General features: G+C 40.5%; 18 protein-coding genes and 1 riboswitch. Of the genes, 6 read left to right on the top strand and 12 right to left on the bottom strand.

The genetic code is table 11. The features are described 5' to 3' along the window. Positions 1-113: 113 nt before the first annotated feature. A complete protein-coding gene (locus tag M8E35_RS09040) occupies positions 114-1,253 on the bottom strand; it encodes an MGDG synthase family glycosyltransferase (protein WP_252468532.1) in 1,140 nt (379 codons plus the stop codon). A gap of 186 nt (positions 1,254-1,439) precedes the next feature. Between M8E35_RS09040 and ybaK the strand changes: the two genes are divergently transcribed. Beyond that, positions 1,440-1,919, top strand: coding sequence for a Cys-tRNA(Pro) deacylase (ybaK, locus tag M8E35_RS09035; RefSeq protein ID WP_252468531.1), 480 nt, complete (start codon positions 1,440-1,442; stop codon positions 1,917-1,919). Between the two features lie 178 nt (positions 1,920-2,097). Here the strand turns inward: ybaK and M8E35_RS09030 are convergent, their stop codons facing one another. Then, entirely contained in the window at positions 2,098-2,796 is a 699-nt protein-coding gene (locus M8E35_RS09030) for a C40 family peptidase (RefSeq protein ID WP_252468530.1), read from the bottom strand. Between the two features lie 340 nt (positions 2,797-3,136). On the opposite strand from M8E35_RS09030, the gene M8E35_RS09025 reads away from it, so the two are divergent. Beyond that, the gene (locus M8E35_RS09025) at positions 3,137-4,240 is read left to right on the top strand and encodes a putative NPN-dependent ornithine cyclodeaminase (protein ID WP_252468529.1); all 1,104 of its coding nucleotides are present in this window, start codon (positions 3,137-3,139) and stop codon (positions 4,238-4,240) included. 359 nt (positions 4,241-4,599) lie between these two features. Continuing rightward, positions 4,600-4,884 (top strand): DUF3102 domain-containing protein, encoded by a 285-nt coding sequence (locus M8E35_RS26855; protein WP_252468528.1) that lies wholly within the window; start codon positions 4,600-4,602, stop codon positions 4,882-4,884. 138 nt (positions 4,885-5,022) lie between these two features. Here M8E35_RS26855 and M8E35_RS09015 read toward each other — a convergent pair whose 3' ends face one another. From M8E35_RS09015 to scfA, 8 genes are all read right to left on the bottom strand, one after another. Continuing rightward, a complete protein-coding gene (locus tag M8E35_RS09015) occupies positions 5,023-5,175 on the bottom strand; it encodes a hypothetical protein (protein WP_252468527.1) in 153 nt (50 codons plus the stop codon). 200 nt (positions 5,176-5,375) lie between these two features. Continuing rightward, positions 5,376-7,031 carry a glutamine--tRNA ligase/YqeY domain fusion protein gene (locus M8E35_RS09010; RefSeq protein ID WP_252468525.1) on the bottom strand — a complete coding sequence of 552 codons (1,656 nt, stop codon included), beginning with the start codon at positions 7,029-7,031 and terminating at the stop codon, positions 5,376-5,378. Between the two features lie 72 nt (positions 7,032-7,103). Further along, positions 7,104-7,412, bottom strand: coding sequence for a hypothetical protein (locus tag M8E35_RS09005; RefSeq protein WP_252468523.1), 309 nt, complete (start codon positions 7,410-7,412; stop codon positions 7,104-7,106). 441 nt (positions 7,413-7,853) lie between these two features. Next, positions 7,854-9,002 carry a S1C family serine protease gene (locus tag M8E35_RS09000; protein ID WP_252468521.1) on the bottom strand — a complete coding sequence of 383 codons (1,149 nt, stop codon included), beginning with the start codon at positions 9,000-9,002 and terminating at the stop codon, positions 7,854-7,856. Positions 9,003-9,022: 20 nt separating this feature from the next. Then, positions 9,023-9,832, bottom strand: a complete 810-nt coding sequence (locus tag M8E35_RS08995) for an MBL fold metallo-hydrolase (protein ID WP_252468519.1) — start codon at positions 9,830-9,832, stop codon at positions 9,023-9,025. A 142-nt stretch (positions 9,833-9,974) separates the two neighbouring features. Then, complete coding sequence (locus M8E35_RS08990) at positions 9,975-10,643, bottom strand: tetratricopeptide repeat protein (protein WP_252468518.1); 669 nt, start codon at positions 10,641-10,643, stop codon at positions 9,975-9,977. 136 nt (positions 10,644-10,779) lie between these two features. Next, positions 10,780-12,240: a thioether cross-link-forming SCIFF peptide maturase gene (gene scfB / locus M8E35_RS08985; RefSeq protein WP_252468517.1), complete on the bottom strand. Its 1,461-nt coding sequence runs from the start codon at positions 12,238-12,240 to the stop codon at positions 10,780-10,782. Positions 12,241-12,366: 126 nt separating this feature from the next. Continuing rightward, a complete protein-coding gene (gene scfA / locus M8E35_RS08980; RefSeq protein WP_073027411.1) occupies positions 12,367-12,507 on the bottom strand; it encodes a six-cysteine ranthipeptide SCIFF in 141 nt (46 codons plus the stop codon). A 251-nt stretch (positions 12,508-12,758) separates the two neighbouring features. Further along, positions 12,759-12,924, top strand: a riboswitch (M-box (ykoK) riboswitch). Positions 12,925-13,120: 196 nt separating this feature from the next. Between scfA and M8E35_RS08975 the strand changes: the two genes are divergently transcribed. Further along, on the top strand, positions 13,121-14,419 hold the full coding sequence (locus M8E35_RS08975) for a magnesium transporter (protein WP_252468516.1): 1,299 nt from the start codon (positions 13,121-13,123) through the stop codon (positions 14,417-14,419). Next, positions 14,416-15,678 carry an Nramp family divalent metal transporter gene (locus tag M8E35_RS08970; RefSeq protein ID WP_252468515.1) on the top strand — a complete coding sequence of 421 codons (1,263 nt, stop codon included), beginning with the start codon at positions 14,416-14,418 and terminating at the stop codon, positions 15,676-15,678. Before M8E35_RS08975 ends, M8E35_RS08970 begins: the two co-directional genes overlap by 4 nt. Before the next feature lie 34 nt (positions 15,679-15,712). On the opposite strand, the gene M8E35_RS08965 is transcribed toward M8E35_RS08970, so the two are convergent. Beyond that, the gene (locus M8E35_RS08965) at positions 15,713-15,892 is read right to left on the bottom strand and encodes a Spo0E family sporulation regulatory protein-aspartic acid phosphatase (protein ID WP_252468514.1); all 180 of its coding nucleotides are present in this window, start codon (positions 15,890-15,892) and stop codon (positions 15,713-15,715) included. A 557-nt stretch (positions 15,893-16,449) separates the two neighbouring features. Here M8E35_RS08965 and M8E35_RS08960 point away from each other — a divergent pair. Then, positions 16,450-17,145 carry a DUF421 domain-containing protein gene (locus M8E35_RS08960; protein WP_252468513.1) on the top strand — a complete coding sequence of 232 codons (696 nt, stop codon included), beginning with the start codon at positions 16,450-16,452 and terminating at the stop codon, positions 17,143-17,145. A 150-nt stretch (positions 17,146-17,295) separates the two neighbouring features. Here M8E35_RS08960 and M8E35_RS08955 read toward each other — a convergent pair whose 3' ends face one another. After that, positions 17,296-17,835 (bottom strand): DUF2284 domain-containing protein, encoded by a 540-nt coding sequence (locus tag M8E35_RS08955; protein ID WP_252468512.1) that lies wholly within the window; start codon positions 17,833-17,835, stop codon positions 17,296-17,298. Positions 17,836-18,045: the final 210 nt, after the last annotated feature.

Genomic DNA, 18,045 nt, shown 5'->3' with positions numbered 1-18,045 from the left:
CCACTTTTTAAATCCACTTTGCAGTGTCCCATCTCGCCGTCCTTGGCCAGCAGTCCCTTCTCGCTATAAGACAAAGGTATTTCAAATAAGCGCCTGGGCCTGTGTGCTTGGGGCTAGGCAAGCATTCTTTTATTAACTAATTGAAGCATCTCTTCCACAGCACGTTCAGTGGAATGACCTGGTAAGGCAACCGCTGCCTTTTCCCGCATTTTCTCGACTTCCCCTGGATTCATTAGAAAATGGTTTATAAGCTGTCCCAATTCGGCTTCAGTATGAGCGACTATTCCCGCACCAATTTTTTGTACATAATGTGCATTTTCTTCTTCTTGGCCGGGTATCGGCTTATAGATAACAAGCGGCAAGTGCTTGGTAAGTGCCTCAGAAACCGTTAAGCCGCCTGCTTTTGTAATAATCAGATCAGAAACCGACATCAATTCTTCCACATTATGAACATATTCTAACCTTACTATAGGGTTACGGGCCTGAACGATCAGTTCTTTTAAGGATTGATACAGCTTTTCATTTTTCCCGCAAACGATAATAGCTTGGACTGGAACCTTAGAATTTGCAAGCTTTTTGCAGATTCTATTTGCACTTTTTAAAACTCCATATGATCCTCCCATCACTAAAAAGGTAGGGAGATTTGACTTTAGGCCTAACTTGGAAAGTATGTACCCACGATCTGTTTGATCTTCAAATTTTGGGCTTACAGGGATACCGGTCACATGAATACGAGATCCTTCAATCCCCCACGCTATTAAACTATCTTTAACCTCTGTGCAAGCAACTATATATCTATCGACACTTGGATGAACCCAATGACTGTGAACCGTATAGTCTGTGATTATCGTAACCACCGGAACCTTTAGGACCTTTTCGTATCTTAGTTGGGCCAAAACTGAAGAAACGGTAGGATAAGTACATATAATAAAATCCGGTTTAAACACATTAATATATCTAAGAAATTCTTTTCTTCCCAATTTATTTAAAAAACGCTGGCTTAGCGAACGGGGCTGAACCATAGATGTTTTATAATAAAAACGTCCCCAAAGTTTTGGAATATGGTTTATAATTTCACCATAGATATTTTTGATCATTGTATTAATCGGTTTACTCAAAAAATCTCCAAAATCGAGATGCATAATTATTGCAGAAGGTTCCTGAATTCGTATTCCTTCGATAACAGCTTCAGCTGCCCGCAAATGCCCGTTTCCGAACGAAGCGGAAAATACGAGAACCTTTAATTTTTTCAAAGTTGTTACAACCTCCCCTCAACCTTTAAACTTGCAAGAGAAAATTTAATTATACAAATTTACAAGCTCGCAAGATTATAACTTCTATTATAGGGATATCCTTCTTAAAAGAAAAGCAGAATTAGTCTCTGCATCGAATTGATTTTAAAAAGTACCCTTTTAATTACATCATAAGGAGCGGAAAACATGTCTCATAAAACAAACGCAGCTCGTATTCTGGATAAGGGTAGAATACCCTATGAATTAAAGGAATATGTTGTCGATGAATCTGATTTATCTGCGGTAACCGTTGCTCAAAAGGTTGGTTTAAGCATTGAACAAGTATACAAGACTTTAGTCGCCCGCGGCGATAAAACAGGTATCATCGTTGCTTGTATCCAAGGAAATCATGAGCTCCATCTCAAAGGATTAGCAACCCTTAGCAGGAATAAAAAAGTTGAGATTGTCTCCCTAAAAGAAGTTCAACCTCTGACTGGTTATATACGAGGCGGTGTTTCTCCCATCGGAATGAAAAAAAACTATCCCGTCTTCATTGACTTAGCCGTAACTAAACAAGAGAAAATCTCTGTAAGTGCTGGTTTACGCGGGCTTCAACTCTATCTCAGTCCCAACGATTTAATTTCTATAACCAAGGCTCAGTTAGGAATGATTTCGGCAGCGCTTTGACGACTCCCAGGAGCTTCGACATAATTCCACGTTAATTGACCGCTCCCAATGGGGAATTAAGAACATCAAAAAAGGGGTACCTTTCGACACCCCAAAACTTTAACTTCTTTAGTTAATTACATACAAAAAACGGATTGCATCCCTGCAGAGTTATTAAAACTACAACAAACTTCAGAGATCAAATTACTCGTCTGGCTCCTACATAAACGGATTTCCAGTACGGTCCAATTGTATAGATTGTTACTCCTTTAGATGAAGAAGAATTAATAAATTGCCCTCCCCCTAGATAAATTCCATCGTGATCTACAACGCCATTTCCGGAAAACGAAAAGAACACTAAATCACCTGGTTGGAGATTTTCGAAGGATACCTTAGTTCCTACTGTATATTGATCACGTGAAACCCGCGGCAACGTAATTCCATTTTGCTTAAATACATAGTAAACAAATCCGGAACAGTCAAAACCTGTTGAAGGTGAGGTCCCCCCCCATTGATACCAAACGCCAATATATTGTTTTGCAGTACTCAGAATGCTATTAACTTTGTTCTGAGTTTGAGTTTGGAGCTGAGTTTGGGTCTGTTTTTGTAAGTAGACTTTATAAAGTGACTGTACTGTCATGGGACCAACTTTTCCATCGACCACTAGACTGTTTGCTCTTTGAAAATCCATGACGCCCTCTTTGGTCATATTTCCAAAGATACCATCTGCCTTACCCACATTGAAGCCAACATAATTAAGTTTTGTCTGTAACTCCACAACATCCGGGCCTCTAGAACCTACCTGGAGTAAAACATCCCCAAGTGATGCCTTAGCAGTCCCAGGCAAAGAAAGCATGAGACAAATTAAAAAGAATACAAGGACAATTTTCTTTTTCATTCTTTTCCTCCTTAATTGTTAAACTTACTTTTTAGCGGATATCTTACGAGTGAAAAACTCCACTACTTTTATATCGGAATGTATGGTGTATAATCTCATTCTAAAAATGTCCCACTTTTTCAAGTTATTTACAACTAAGGAGACAGTGTGAATAAAGCGTCCTTAAACCTGGCATATTCTCTTGAGGCATAGAAGGCGGGCCCTTTGCCCTTTTGGGCACTGCTTAGAGCTCAGGCACCTGTCAAGTTTTCAAATCTATTAGGCAAACTATTCTTACATGTTTTTACTTTATTTTTCATATTTGGGTAAAATAAGTTGAGCTATGTAAGGAGGGTGACAAATGAACTTTCAAATACCGAAATATAAGCAGCCAAATTTTGAGCAAGAACCTTTTCTATCTGCACCAGACGTCCAGATTGTTGAGGTTAAAATCGATGGGGTGGCGCCAGAGCACTATCACGGCCTCTCAATATATCCAGAGTATTTTAAAATTAGTGGCGAGTGGATTTTAGCCAGCGAAAGTAGAATGGATGGCGTACCAGTCTTAGGATCAGATGGAAACATCCACGTTGTTGAATTTAGAAATCTGAAAATTGGAGATAAAGTAATAGTTGGTCGAACTGAAGATGGCCGTGAGGGAATCTTCGTTTATGCTAAGGGTTTCAGTTCGAACGATACCGATTCGGAGTTATTCGCATTTCGGTCTGGTCGTTCTAGAGAAACGGCTTATTCCAAGGATTACAACGAACTCTATGAACTCTTAAATTATGAGAAGGATAATGGCTATATTGTCTGGGTCTTGGGTCCAGCGGTTGTCTTTGACTTCGATTCAAGGCAAGCCCTTTCCAGCTTAATATCCAATGGTTTTGCTCATGCTATCCTTGCCGGAAATGCCATGGCAACCCATGATCTTGAAGCCGCTTTGTTCGGAACTGCTTTAGGTCAAAATACCTATGACCAACAATCACCTCCGAATGCTCATTACCACCACTTAGACTTAATCAATAAAGCGCGGAGAGCTGGTTCAATTAAAGCACTCATGGAAAAGGAAGGCATTAAAGACGGGGTTGTCTATTCTGCCATTACAAATAACGTGCCCTTGGTCCTTGCGGGCTCAATACGTGACGATGGTCCGCTCCCACCCGTTATCGCAGATGTATATCAAGCTCAAGATGAGATGCGAAAGCACACCCGTAAAGCTACTACACTTATTTGTTTAGCCACTCAGCTTCACACCATCGCAGCCGGAAATATGACTCCTGCCTACACACAAAGAAACGGAGAGATCCGGCCGGTATTTATTTACTGTATTGATATCGCCGAATTTGCAGTAAATAAACTTAGAGACCGTGGTTCGTTGGAGGTTACAACTTTAGTAACTAATGTTCAGGATTTCGTAGTACATGTAAAAAATAATCTTATTAAAATTGGGGTCGGCTCCTGAGTTGACCATATCTAAAAATTCACAGCAGAGCCTAATTCAAAGGCCGCCTACATCTTAGATGCAGGCGACCTTAAGTGCATTTGATTTGAAATAAGCTGTAAGCTAATTAGGGCTTGCTAACACCAACCCCCTTTTTTTCTCTTAGGCAGCCAGAATATTACGATTTTCCGCCTTAATATCCAACTCAGACTTTGGGCAATCCGACAAGGGTGGATTGGCGCTATAGCCCTCACGCTTGTCTGGGGCTCGGCATATCCTATAGCGGGATCTGAAAAGACATTCCATAAAGGGGTTGGCAGCCGGTATGAGGAGGGAAATTTCCAACAGGACGCCTGAGCAAATCCCGTCCGAGGTTAACTTTGTCAAGGAACAAAGCAGCAAAATGCTGCTTAGAACGCCGTTGGGATCGGACGGCGTTTGACGGAACCAAAGAGCTGGTACCCCATGGGGAGTGGCTCAAATGGCTGACTGAATCAGTGAGTTACTCCCCCCGTCGGGGAAGAGAGGCCAAATGGTGCACCGGTGCACCATTTGATTTTAACTCCATGTACACGGTTTTTGACGCCAAAGGCTATTTTTTCATGCACATATTAGGCAAAACTACCCGCAAACCCTTGCAAACTCTATACTTTTCGATAAATTAGCAAACCCTAATTAGGACATTCTTACCTTAATGAAGCAATATTAAAGCTTTTGTAAATGCTGTTATAAATAGCAAAAGAGTAGAGACAAATTTCTTCTTTGTCTCTGCTCTTAAATACATACTTTACTGTTTTAAATAATCAAGAAAATGTCAGCTCTTTGACCTCAGAATTTCTAAGTTTCTGCTGACTGAGCCCGATAGAATCATCTAATTGATTAGTTAGAGTACCATTTTCATTGCCTTCATCCACCTTGGCTTCGCCCTGATCAAGTACAAATTCTTCGTTAGGCATACCTTACCCCCTTTAATATAGTTTCTTCCAGTATCCCCAATAATACTAAAAAAAACCTGATTTATGGGGTAAAGTTAGGAATGCTAAATAAAAGTGATTAAAGGAGACATTTTTATTGTCAGAACCCTCAATTAGAATTTCATAAAAATCGCACTAAAATCCCCCGCTATGAAGTGAAGCGAGGGAATCTTTAGCCTTTTTTATTTAGTTAATTGAAAGGAACTCTTCAAGGATACAATTCTATTGAAAACAAGCTTCTCCTGTTTAGAACTTATAGGATCGACGTTAAAGTAGCCATGCCTAAAGAATTGGAATTTATCTTGGGGCTTCGACCCCTTAATATTCGGCTCAACAAAGCCTTGAACTATCTCTAAAGACTGGGGATTAATATGCTCTATAAATGAGCTCTCGTCGTCCTCATCTTGATCTAAAATCAAAGGTTCATATAATCTAAACTCTGCAGATACGGCTTGCGCAGCATTCACCCAGTGGATCGTACCTTTGACCTTTCTGCCCGTGAAACCTGATCCACTCCTGGTCTCAGGATCATACGTACAGTGCAGTTCAATGACTTTCCCACTCTGATCCTTAACTATATTATTGCATTTAATAAAATAAGCATTTTTCAGCCGGACTTCGTTTCCAGGGAAAAGCCTAAAATATTTTGCAGGTGGGTTTTCCATGAAATCATCTTGCTCAATATAAATTTCGCGTGAAAAAGGAATTTGCCGAGTACCCATTTCCGGGTTTTCCGAATTAATTTCAGCTTCTAACATTTCCACTTGGTCTTCCGGATAATTTGTAATGACAACCTTTAGTGGCTCAAGAACAGCCATCGTTCTCGGTGCTTTGAGCTTCAAGTCTTCTCGAATAAAAAACTCAAGCATTTTGCTGTCCACAACACTGTCAGCTTTGGCAACCCCAATTTCACGGGCGAAGCTGCGAATCGCTTCTGGCGTATACCCTCTGCGCCGAAGTCCTGAAATGGTAGGCATTCTCGGATCGTCCCATCCATCTACAACATGCTCGTCGACCAGTTGCTTAAGCTTCCGCTTACTCATAACGGTATTGGTAATGTTTAAACGGGCAAATTCGTATTGATGAGGTATCTCTTCCATTTCACATTCTCGTATAACCCAATCATACAGGGGACGATGATCCTCAAATTCCATCGTACAGATAGAGTGAGTAACTCCTTCAATAGCGTCTTCCAACGGATGTGCAAAATCATACATTGGGTAAATACACCACTTATCTCCAGTATTATGATGAGTTGCATGAGCAATTCTGTATAGCACAGGGTCACGCATATTGATATTGGGAGAAGCCATATCTATCTTAGCGCGTAAGACTTTTTGGCCATCTTTAAATTCGCCTTTGCGCATACGTTCAAATAATGACAAATTTTCTTCTGCGGACCTGTCTCGATAAGGACTTTTTTGTCCCACCTCTATCAGAGATCCTCGCATTTTGCGAATTTCCTCGGCTGTAGAATCACAAACGTAGGCCATACCTTTTTTGATTAGAAGCACGGCGCGATTATACATTTCCTCAAAATAATCTGAGGCAAAAAACAAATTGTCCCATTCATATCCCAGCCACAATACATCTTCCTTGATAGATTCTACGTATTCTGTGTCCTCTTTCACCGGATTAGTATCATCAAAACGCAGATTAGTCTTACCCTTAAATTCATCCGCCAATTCAAAGTTCAAAATGATGGACTTGGCATGACCAATATGTAAATAACCGTTAGGCTCCGGTGGGAACCGTGTGATAATGTGATCAACTTTACCTGATTTCAGATCCTCGTTAACAATGTTCTTAAGAAAATTCGAGGAGGGCTTGTTTTCCATCTGTTATCAACCTTTCTCACTATGCTGATCCTAATTCTGCCAATTTTAACCTTACCCTAAATAATACTGCATTCATGGCGAGAGTTCAACTTCTTCGCCTCTTTTTTCGTTCAACAAGATATATGACAAGAAACCAGACACAATCTTTGACACGAAAAGGATGCCTCGACCTGTCCCTTGTAACTCTTCTTTAACAAATAGTGTACTTCCAACAATCGTATCAGGTTGAAATTGCTGCGATAAAGCAAGCAATATCGACCTCGACGTGTGGCCAAGGCTCAATTCTATAGGGTGCAGGAAGATGGCCGATAAATCCACTTCTCCCAGCCAGCGAGCAAAGGTCAAGTTTATTTTGTTCCATCCTAACTCCGGTACTTGCAATCAATTTACCCCTCACCATCCCTCTTTAAATCAATCCTATTATTCCTTTCAAAATTACTGCCGAAGTCCTTGTATTCAGGCATCAAGAAATAAGGCTCTAAATCGTATGCTTGAGCCTTTTCTTTTTAGTTTACTCTATATATTTGGAAAATCCGGAGTCAATGCAGGTTCCGGATCTTTAAAAAATTAGGCAGACAGCAGTAAATGCACTTCTTTGTCTAACAGCGTCAAATATCGCTCTTTTCTTTCATTAATCCTTAGTAGTGATTTTTATGATATATCTTTCGCCATTTTATTACAATGTACTAAAGTACAGCCCCCATTAATAAAACTTTCTCTTCCAGGTTGCACAGGCCTAATAACAGTAGATTTGTACAATCTAAAAAGCCTGTAACTTCAGTTGTTTATCAACCTAAGTTACAGGCTTAAGAAATTATCCCTCTATTGCGACTTTATTTCCGTAAGTACTACAGAAACTTCCACGGTCTTATTATCTCGATAAACTGTGACTGTAACCGTATCACCCGGTTTATGCTTCAATAACTGATGGGTTAATTCCAGCGAACTCTTAACTGCTATTCCATTAATCTTAGTCAAGATGTCCCCAGCACGAATTCCTGCCTTTTCAGCCGGGCCGCCAGGAGTAACTTTGGAAATATAGGCACCTTTCGGCCATCCTCGTTGACTGGCATATTCAGGAGTATAACTAGGATCAATTTGAACATTAAGTCCGGGATGACTGGCATATCCCTTCTCAATTAGTTGTTTGATTGTTGGTAAAGCATCTGTAATAGGGATAGCAAAACCCATTCCCTCAAATCCTGGTTCCTGATTCTTAGCCGAATTTATCCCGATCACTTGACCTTGATAGTTCACAAGCGGCCCGCCACTGTTCCCAGGGTTTATGGCAGCATCAGTTTGGATGAGGTTAAAACTTGCTTCTCCCGGAATATTTAAGATTCGATTTGTTGCGGAGACAACGCCTGTAGTAACTGAGCGAGCAAATTCTTGTCCGCCAGGATTTCCAATCGCTACCACCGGTTCACCAACTTGAAGTTTTGATGAATCCCCTATTTGCGTAGCAACTAAGTCTTTAGTATCTGCGATCTGAACCACCGCTAAGTCTGTTCGTTCATCGCCGCCTACAAGTTTTGCATCAAGATTGCGGCCATCAGCCATACTTACGATAATCTTTTCTGCTCCAGAGATTACATGATTATTAGTGACAATGTAACCATGTTGTGCATCGACGATAAACCCCGAGCCACTGCCTACTTCAGTCGACCCACTTCCTCCAAATAAAGATCCTCGGGATTGAAAATTAGCAATCCCGACAACTGCCGGGCCAGTGGCTTTAGCAATCTGAGTTACTGGGAAATTTGCGCCACCGTCTGTTGGAATGGATGGAGTCGTTGGGCCTTCATTCAAACTAACTTGGCTCGTGGGCGTCACTTGTTTATTCCCGTACACGGATGGAACCAGCGCCACGGCGATAATTCCGCCTAATAAGGCACTGACTAAAGCAACTAAAACCGTCGAAAAAAAGCCAGGACCTCTCCGCGAATAATTATTATCCTTATAGTAGTCCATAACTTACCTCCTAATTGCTATTATTCCATTAACCTAATCAATTCATGCGGGGAATGCCTTGGAGCAACATCAACAGGGAGCTTTGAATACTCTTTCGATCTTTTCGAGTCTTGAAGAATACGTAAAACAGTAGCCAAAGCGATTTCCGGAGTATTGTTTTCTTGACTTAAATGGGCCAGCACAACTCGTTGGGTGTTTTCCTTAATCCACTCTAAAAGCCCTTCCGCTAACTGTTTATTTTCCAAATGGCCATATTTTCCCCTGATTCGCCTTTTCAGATAGGCCGGATATGGCCCATTCTGTAACCGCTCATCGTCATAATTCGCCTCAACAACAAATGCATCACACCCTTGCAAATGTCGATGCATTTCCTCTGTAATCATGCCGCTGTCCGTGGCAATCCCGACTGCCAAGTCCCTCTTATTCTTCTGCTTGGGTCGTGAGACCTTCAGACCATAACTCTCTCGACTGTCATGTGATGTAGGGTAGAGCAAGACATCCATACCTGCGCAAGAAAATGATTCTTGAACCTCAATTCGTTGACCTTCTTCGATCTTCCCTAAGGAATGACTCATAACATTCCAAAGTCCAGCTGTAGCATAGATTGGGATTTTTAATTTCCTGGCTAGAATACCCACTCCACGTATATGATCTACATGTTCATGCGTAACTACAATTCCCTCAATGTCTGAGCAGGAGAGGTGAATCTGGGAGAGGTTATGTAACAGACTCTTTCCACTAATTCCACAATCCACAAGTAAATGTCGATTATTCTCTCCAACAAGAATTGCGTTTCCGGAACTTCCGCTCGCCAAGGTTGTAAAATGCAATATTTGTTCCTCCGTTTTCAGCATATAAAGAAACCTTTTTTGGGTGAAGTTCTTCTTAAGCAAAGTTAGTGAACCTATTAGGGTCTAATAGTCACTAATAGAAGAAAAAGATCAGTGACGCCAGCCTTATTCATTGCCGATTTTACTCGCCGTTTTTTAAGATAGGATTCGACACGCCGTCCGTTGTCTGATTAGCATTGAGTTGGCTTTGAGCTTGACGAATCATCTCCTCGATAGTCTCTTTCTCCGAACTGTTCTGAGTCAATGGCAGGGCTTTTTGCCACTGATTGATGGCTCCAGCCCAATCTTGCTTTGCTTGAGACAGGAAAATTCCATAGTTAAACAAGGCATTAATGAAATCCGGTTTAATGACTAATGCCTCATTATAACTTTTTTCTGCTAAGTCATAATCCCCGCTATAAAACGCAGAGGTGGCCATATCTACTATGATATTAGGATCTTTATTTGTTTTTAATACCTTTTGGTAAGCCTCAACAGCCTTTTTGAAATTTTCTTGTATCTCAGTAGGAGCAACCGTTTGAGCTGACATTCCTGCATTATAATATTCATTTCCCAGAGCCGTTTGTAACGGAACATTCTCAGGGTCTTTCTTAGCCTGCTCCACCATCGCATCTATGCGCAACTTTTGAGCTTGGTATTCTGCTTCAGCATTAGCTGCACTATAGGCTCCTGTATTAGGTAAAGGGGTATCAGAATCAAAAAAATAACCGATAAAAGCTGAACCAACCATAGCAATACTTACGAGTACAGCAAGAATGCCAGCAAAAATGCGTTGTGATTTTTTATTCAAACAGTTCGCCTCCTTGACCATTTAATCCCAAATACCATTGTACCATGTCTTTTTAATCCATCCAACTTTTAATCTTCAAAGTGTTCTTATGCCGTTTTCCTCTCTGAGAGTAAATATAATGCTGGTGTTTAAACTTTTACATTAAATCTTGTTGGATTTCTTTAATCTTTATATAAAATGCTACTTCTAAACGCTTTTTCTGAAGCTCACACCCCAAAGTATAAACGTCTGTTAAGCTTTGAGTAAAGGAAACGTTAGCTGCATGGCATCCCCCACTGCAGGCAAAGCGAGCCCAACATTCTCTGCAAAGCGGCTTACTATATACATGAGCTGAACGAAAACTCTTCACCACTTCGTCCTTTAGTTGATGAGGGTTTTCATCGTAAAGTGACCCTAGTTTGTAGGCCTCCTGCCCAACAAACTGGTGACACGGATAAAGATCTCCCTCCGGAGATATGGCCACATACTCATGACCAGCTCCGCATCCTGAAAGGCGTTTAATCATGCAAGGTCCCTGATCTAAGGCAATATTAAAGTGGAAGAAATTAAAATCTCTATCTTGAGCACGGCGTAATAATAGCTCCTCACCGAGGCGATCATAGGCTTCATGTATTTTTTCAAGATCTCCCTCTTGAAAAGCATAAGCGTCCTTAGGGCTTGCTACAACAGGTTCCACAGAAATTTGTTTTATCCCTAAATCTGCCATGTGCAAAACATCCCGATCGAAATCCAGATTAAAATGGGTGTACGTGCCCCTAACATAGTAATATGTCCCCTGCGCATAAGGTGAGCTTTCTGGTCGTTTGGCAGCAAACTGTTTGATTAGAGGGGTAACTTTGGCGTAGCTCCCTCGACCATCAGCGTAGGGCCTCATTCGGTCATGGACTTCTGGTCGACCATCTAAGCTCAAAACCACACTGATTTCCTCTTGCTCAAGAAATTCCTGGATTCTGTCATTCAGTAATACGCCGTTAGTAGTCAGAGTGAATTTGATGGTTTTACCATGGGCTTTTCCAGCCTTTCTGCCGTATTCGACTAAGGACTTGATCAACCCAAAATTAAGTAATGGTTCACCGCCGAAGAAATCAACTTCACAGTGATCCCGATGTCCCGACGACTCTATAACAAAGTCAATCCCCTTCTTACCGGTCTCCACATCCATCATCGTTCGACTTCCGCCAAAAGCCCCTGTCCCTGCAAAACAATATTCACAGCGTAAATTGCAGTCATGAGCCACGTGGAGGCAGATGGCCTTGACAATTGGCTTTTCTGGGTACATCGGAAGCACGTTCTCCGCCTCTGCGGAAAAAAGTGTACCTTCCTTGCGCAGTTCCTCCAGCTCATCAAGAATCTCAGAAAGTTCTTCCGCGATTACTGTTTTACCTGCTTGCCTAAGGATCTGGCAGATCCCCTCTGTGGTTACAGTTTCCAACATCTCCTGCAACTTCTCAATAGCCTTAATTACATCATAAGCTCCCTCATCAAGGACATGTAACGAGCCAGAATTGACATCATGTGCGATGAATAAGTCTCCTTGGCGATAACTGTGTACATTCTTTTTAATAGAATAATCCTTGAAATACACTAAATTTAACATTGATATCCAAATCCTCTCTTTTCTGACCCTTGCCAACAGTTACTCTAAATAAAAACAGAAACAGAACCCAACCCGGTATGCGGGGTGGGTTCTGAGATCCTATGTTTCAAATTAAGCCTGAAGGCCTTATTTAACACACACTTGGTTACCAACCGTGCACGACGTCTTACAAGCAGATTGACAAGAGGTCTGGCACTTGCCACATCCTCCAGTTTTTGCAGTAGAACTTAAGTTTGCTTTCACAATTGTCTGAATGTGTTTTGCCATTCAAACACCCTCCTCTCGAGACTATCACGTCATTTAATTCATTCTCGATTATAACACAATATTAAGCGGAAAGGCAAAGCCTAACCTTCGTCAAACAGTCTTCTCTTAGTGTATTTTATCTCAAAATATTCTCAATATATTTGCAAAGTAAGTCAAAAGAAAATCCTTTAGAAGTAGACCTTAAGTTATTAAAAATTTTCATAAAATGTTGACGAATTTGCTAGGTTATACATATAATGAAGTGTCCCATAAATAATCTCTGTTAGGTGAGGCTCCTGCATAAACATAGGCCACTGCCCAGAAATGTCGAGAGACGCCAATTGGGTAGAACAGGTATTGCCGACATAAGGTTTTACTTAAGGTGGCTGAGAATACTCTACGCTATGCAGTGCTAAAGCTCAACGAGTAGGGAGGTCAAACGTTTGTTGAAGACCTTCTATTTTGCCATAGAGGTCTTTTTTATTTTACCCAATATTTTATCTTTTTTAGGTTCAATAAAGGAGGTGGATTTATGGATTCTGGCCCTTATCATTCGTATTATCCAATAATTTATTGCGTACAGAGTCGCTTTGACATTAGGCGCCAGACTCCGTCGCTGAAAGGAGGAAATTAAATGGAGGACTTGAAAGTTCTAGGAGAATTTTACTTCAGTCAATTGCTTAATAAGCCTATTCGAGATGATAAAGGACGTCGGATTGGTCGATTACTTGACATGGCCATCCGTTGGGACAATGTCTCCCCTCATGTTACAGGGATTCGATATACCAAAGGGGTTCATGATTTAATTCCCATCAAATTTGTCGCCTCTTTGGATCATGACGGGATGCACCTTAATACCACTTTTAATCCCCTGCTGACATGCCCTTTACACGAGGACGAAACTTTTATTGGCAAATGGCTGTTAGATAAACAAATCATCGACTTAGAAGGCTCAAGATTAGTTCGTGTCAATGACATCTCTTTGTCCTGGGTCTCTCACGATGATCATAAATATCTCGTTTTAGTTGCAGTAGATATCGGTGTGCGAGGCTTATTTCGCCGATTAGGTGTAGAGTTTTTCTTGAGTCGGATTGAGAATAAATTTGTAGGTTGCCAGTATATTAAACCTTTAGAAAATCGAACTTCTGCCCTTCAACTCACTCGGGAAAAAGAACAACTTCGTCAACTTCATCCTGCAGATATCGCAGACCTTATTGAAGACATGGACTATAAACAAAGAGCGACTTTCCTCGATGCTCTTGATTCACAACAAGCCATCGATGCATTGGCTGAGATGGAATTGGATGTCCAGGTTGAAGTGATCACTCAAATGGATGAGGAACGGGCTTCAGATATCTTAGAGGAGATGCCCCCAGATGAAGCTGCAGATATTTTAAGCGAATTGTCCTCAGAAAAATCCGAAGAACTTCTGAGCTTAATGGAATCGGACGATGCCGAAGATGTTCGAGAATTAATGCAATACGAAGAGGACACCGCCGGCTCGCTCATGACCACTGAATATATTGGATTACCGATTTGGATCACTGCCGAACAAGCTATCAACGAATTAAGACGCTTAGCTCCCGAGGCAGAAACAATTTATTATCTATATGTTGTGGATGAACAAGAAACCCTTGAAGGGGTTCTTTCCCTGCGGGAACTTATTATTGCTTCTCCCGAAACTACATTAAGAGACTTAATGCACACAAAAATTGTGAAGATCTCTCCGTATGACGATCACGAAAAGGTTGCCGATATCATTCATAAATATGGTTTACTGGCAGTGCCCGTTGTAAATGCTCAAGACCAAATCTTAGGGATCATCACGGTTGACGATGTATTAGAATTATTAATGCCTGATCGTCCACGGGTCGAAATCTACTCCACCTTGATCGCCCGCCGCCGCCAAGCGAAAGGAGGGCATAGTGAATGAACCTAAAAGCACGTTTTGCACTATTCTTTGCCATCATGGGGCCAGGAATAGTCACAGCCTTTGCGGATAATGACGCCGGAGGAATTGCCACTTACGCTGCGGCAGGGGCTAAATATGGCTATTCGCTTATCTTCACTATGCTTATTAGCACGGTACTTCTGGCCATAGCCCAAGAAATCTCAGCCCGTACCGGAGCAGTAACCGGTCGGGGACTATCAGATTTGATCCGAGAAAATTATGGGGTTAAATGGGCATTCTTTGCTATGAGTGTCCTCTTGATTGCTAATCTGGGGACAACTGTTTCTGAGTTTTCCGGGATTGCCACAAGTTTTGAGATTTTTGGAATAAGTAAGTATATCTCAGTACCTGTCATGGCTTTTATCATCTGGTGGCTAGTCATTAAAACAGATTACGCTAAAATGGAGAAAATACTACTGTTCCTCTGCTTAACCTTTTTTAGTTATGTCATCTCAGGGATTATGGTTAAACCTCCCTGGCCTCAAGTTCTTGTAGAATCCATTACTCCTACACTCCTAGGCACCCCTGCCTTTTTACTGATGGTGATCGGAGTGATCGGAACCACAATTACCCCTTGGGGGCAATTTTATGTTCAGTCTTCAGTCGTTGATAAAGGAATAACCGCCCTGGATTATCGCTATACGCGCTGGGACGTTCTCATCGGGACCTTCTTTACAGGATTTATCGCTTTCTTTATCATAGTATCCACTGCAGCTACGCTTTTCGCCAACAATATCCCCATAGAGACTGCTAAAGATGTCGCCCTCGCGCTAAAACCGTTAGCTGGGGAATATGCCAGTTTACTGTTTGGTTTTGGATTACTTGGCGCATCTATGTTAGCTGCCTTTGTACTTCCACTAAGCACCGCATATGCTGTTTGTGAAGCGTTCGGCTTTGAACATGGGATCAGTAAATCCCATAAAGAAGCTCCCGTGTTCTTTAGTCTTTATACTGTCCTTATCGTCTTAGGGGCAGCAATTGTCTTATGGCCCGGATTATCCTTGTACCACGTCATGTTAACAACCCAAGTCGTCAATGGAGTACTATTGCCTCCTATACTCATCTTTATGGTTCTAATAGCCAGTAAGAAAAGTATTATGGGCGAGTACGTTAATTCTAAATTTTTTAATGTCATCTCTTGGACTTTTACCTTAATATTAGTATTTCTCACCCTGCTTTTGCTTATATCAACCTTATTTCCTGAATTTATAACCAGTGTTTTCAAAGTCTTGGGTTTTTAGTTGAGAAGCATTGCTAGTTGTCATTCTCACCCTTTCAAGACGCGATATGACGTGTTTCAGTAATTGAATAATATTTATTGATTAAACTATCTAGTCTTTGGCTCATTTCGATAATACTAGGATCAGTAAGGCTTCGATGTTTTGCTGAAGCATTTAACTTTACTCGTGCATCTTCAATTAAGTGAATCAAGAATTCAATATCTTCGAATATCACAACTAACACCTCCTTTCTTACGATTTGACTTTTCACCATATACTATTAAGCAAAAGCTCTTAACGAAAGGCCTGTAATTTAATTACAGGGCTTTTTGTTTTAGGTTCAAAAGAAGAGATAATTCCTTGACTATAGGTCTTTATGACAGTTCAAGTCTACTTAGATTTGTGCCTTAGCTGTATTCTTGGCTTTATACATTTCCATATCTGCATTTTCAATAAAGGTATGGCGATTACTCTCAGTTAAGGCAACCAATCAAATACTATGCAAATTTTATCATAGAGGTCATTTGTCCTAAAAGAATTTCGTAGGGTAGCGAGTGTTTGCTCACCCTATCTCTGAAAACATTATTACACATAATCAGTAAAAAACGTGTCATAAATAGTCGAGATGACTTAAATGACCTTATTTTCCTGTCGTTAATACCCATATTTTACCTCTCAATGTAATAAAAGTTTGGGGATATATATCAAATCCCTGCTTGGCTGTCAATAAAATGTATATTCCTTCGAATAACGCTTAATCTAGCAGCAGAGATAAATGAAGGAGTGTATTTTATGGGTTTAGGACAGTTGGCATTAGAACTAATTATGGGCTTTTTTAGTTTATTACTTTTTACTAGATTAATAGGTAAAACTCAAATCACACAGCTTACTGCATTTGACTTTATCTCGGCTCTAATTATGGGTGAGCTTCTAGGTAACGCAATCTATGATGATAATACGGGCGTTGTTGAAATTTTGTTTGCTATTTCTGTTTGGGGTCTCCTAATTTTTGCTATACAACTTGTGGGTCAGAAATCCATTACATTTAGAAAGCTTTTAGAGGGTGAACCTTCCTTAGTCATTAAAAAAGGAGTCATCGATCGCCAAGCACTTAAGAAAAACCGTATGAACATCAACGAGTTTCAAAGTTTACTAAGGGATAAGGATGTTTTTTCGTTTCGAGAGGTTGAATATGCTGTACTCGAGGCAAACGGGTCTTTAACTGTTTTACGAAAACCCGAATTCGATGCCCCTACACTTAAAGATCTTAGTCTTAAATTAAGCCCTAAATCTCTACCTATACTTCTTGTAAGTGATGGGATAATTCTCTATCAAGACTTGCTGAAAATAAGTAAAGATGAATCTTGGCTAAAAACTGAACTAGAAAAGCAAGGTTATGTTAATATAGATAATATTTTTTGTGCTGAATGGAGGGAGGAAGATGGTTTATTTGTCATCGAAAAAGATCAATTAATTAATGAAAGTTAAATGCTCGCTTAAAAGATCCTATTGTCGATTGAACTCAGTATTCGAGAGCGCTCTAAGCTCCAATTCAGGAGCCTTGTTCTAAACAAAAACTCTCACGCTTTTCATTCAGCTGAAAACCGTGAGAGTTTTGATATTAATGGCTTTTGCCTTCTAAAAAAACACCATACTAAAATAGGTTATTGAATTAGCGCCATTGTTATATTTGATATTGCATAGAGGAGCTTGTTCAATAACCATAATCCCGAAACTCTCTGTCGCAGGAAACATGCGATTCGGATATCTGCATAGTTTTTCTGGATAAGTACATTTAGGGCATAAGTTACATCCTTCAGTAGATAGAATTAGTGCCTCTCTAAATTCATCTCGAAAAATTCGAGCTACTTGCTCGGTGATTAATTCATGAACTAGACGGGTTTCACTCCATTCGGCCATATCATACTTCTTCTTAAGTTTGGCTAATGAGGTAAACATGAAAGCATTTTCAAAATCAGTACATCTGTTTTTACACTCTTCGACACTTCCAACAGCAGGGGGACAAGCCCAAGAAGTGCCATACATGCCACAGACGTTTTTTTCACATAATCGTCTTACCTCATCCGAAAAGATTACTGTATTGGATTTCATAAAAGCATATTCGTGAATGTTTAGATTAGCTTTTTCTCGAGAAATTATTTCTTCAATTTTGGACATTCGCACCCTCGTTTCATTAATAGACTATCGGTATTAGCTACGTTAGATTTACCAAATAATTTCTTGTATTCTATTTCCATCGTAATACTTTTTATTTCTAGATTGCAAATCGCTTTCATTTGCTTAGATCCAAGATATCAAAAATAAAACGAGATGTATATAGATCATCTCAAACTTTGAACTTCGCATTTCGGTATTAGACTCAAACAA

The sequence above is a fragment of the Desulfosporosinus nitroreducens genome, from assembly GCF_023897015.1.
Classification (GTDB): Bacteria; Bacillota; Desulfitobacteriia; order Desulfitobacteriales; family Desulfitobacteriaceae; genus Desulfosporosinus; species Desulfosporosinus nitroreducens.
Note: the sequence above shows the minus strand (reverse complement) of the source record. Positions and strands in the feature narration are given on the sequence as shown.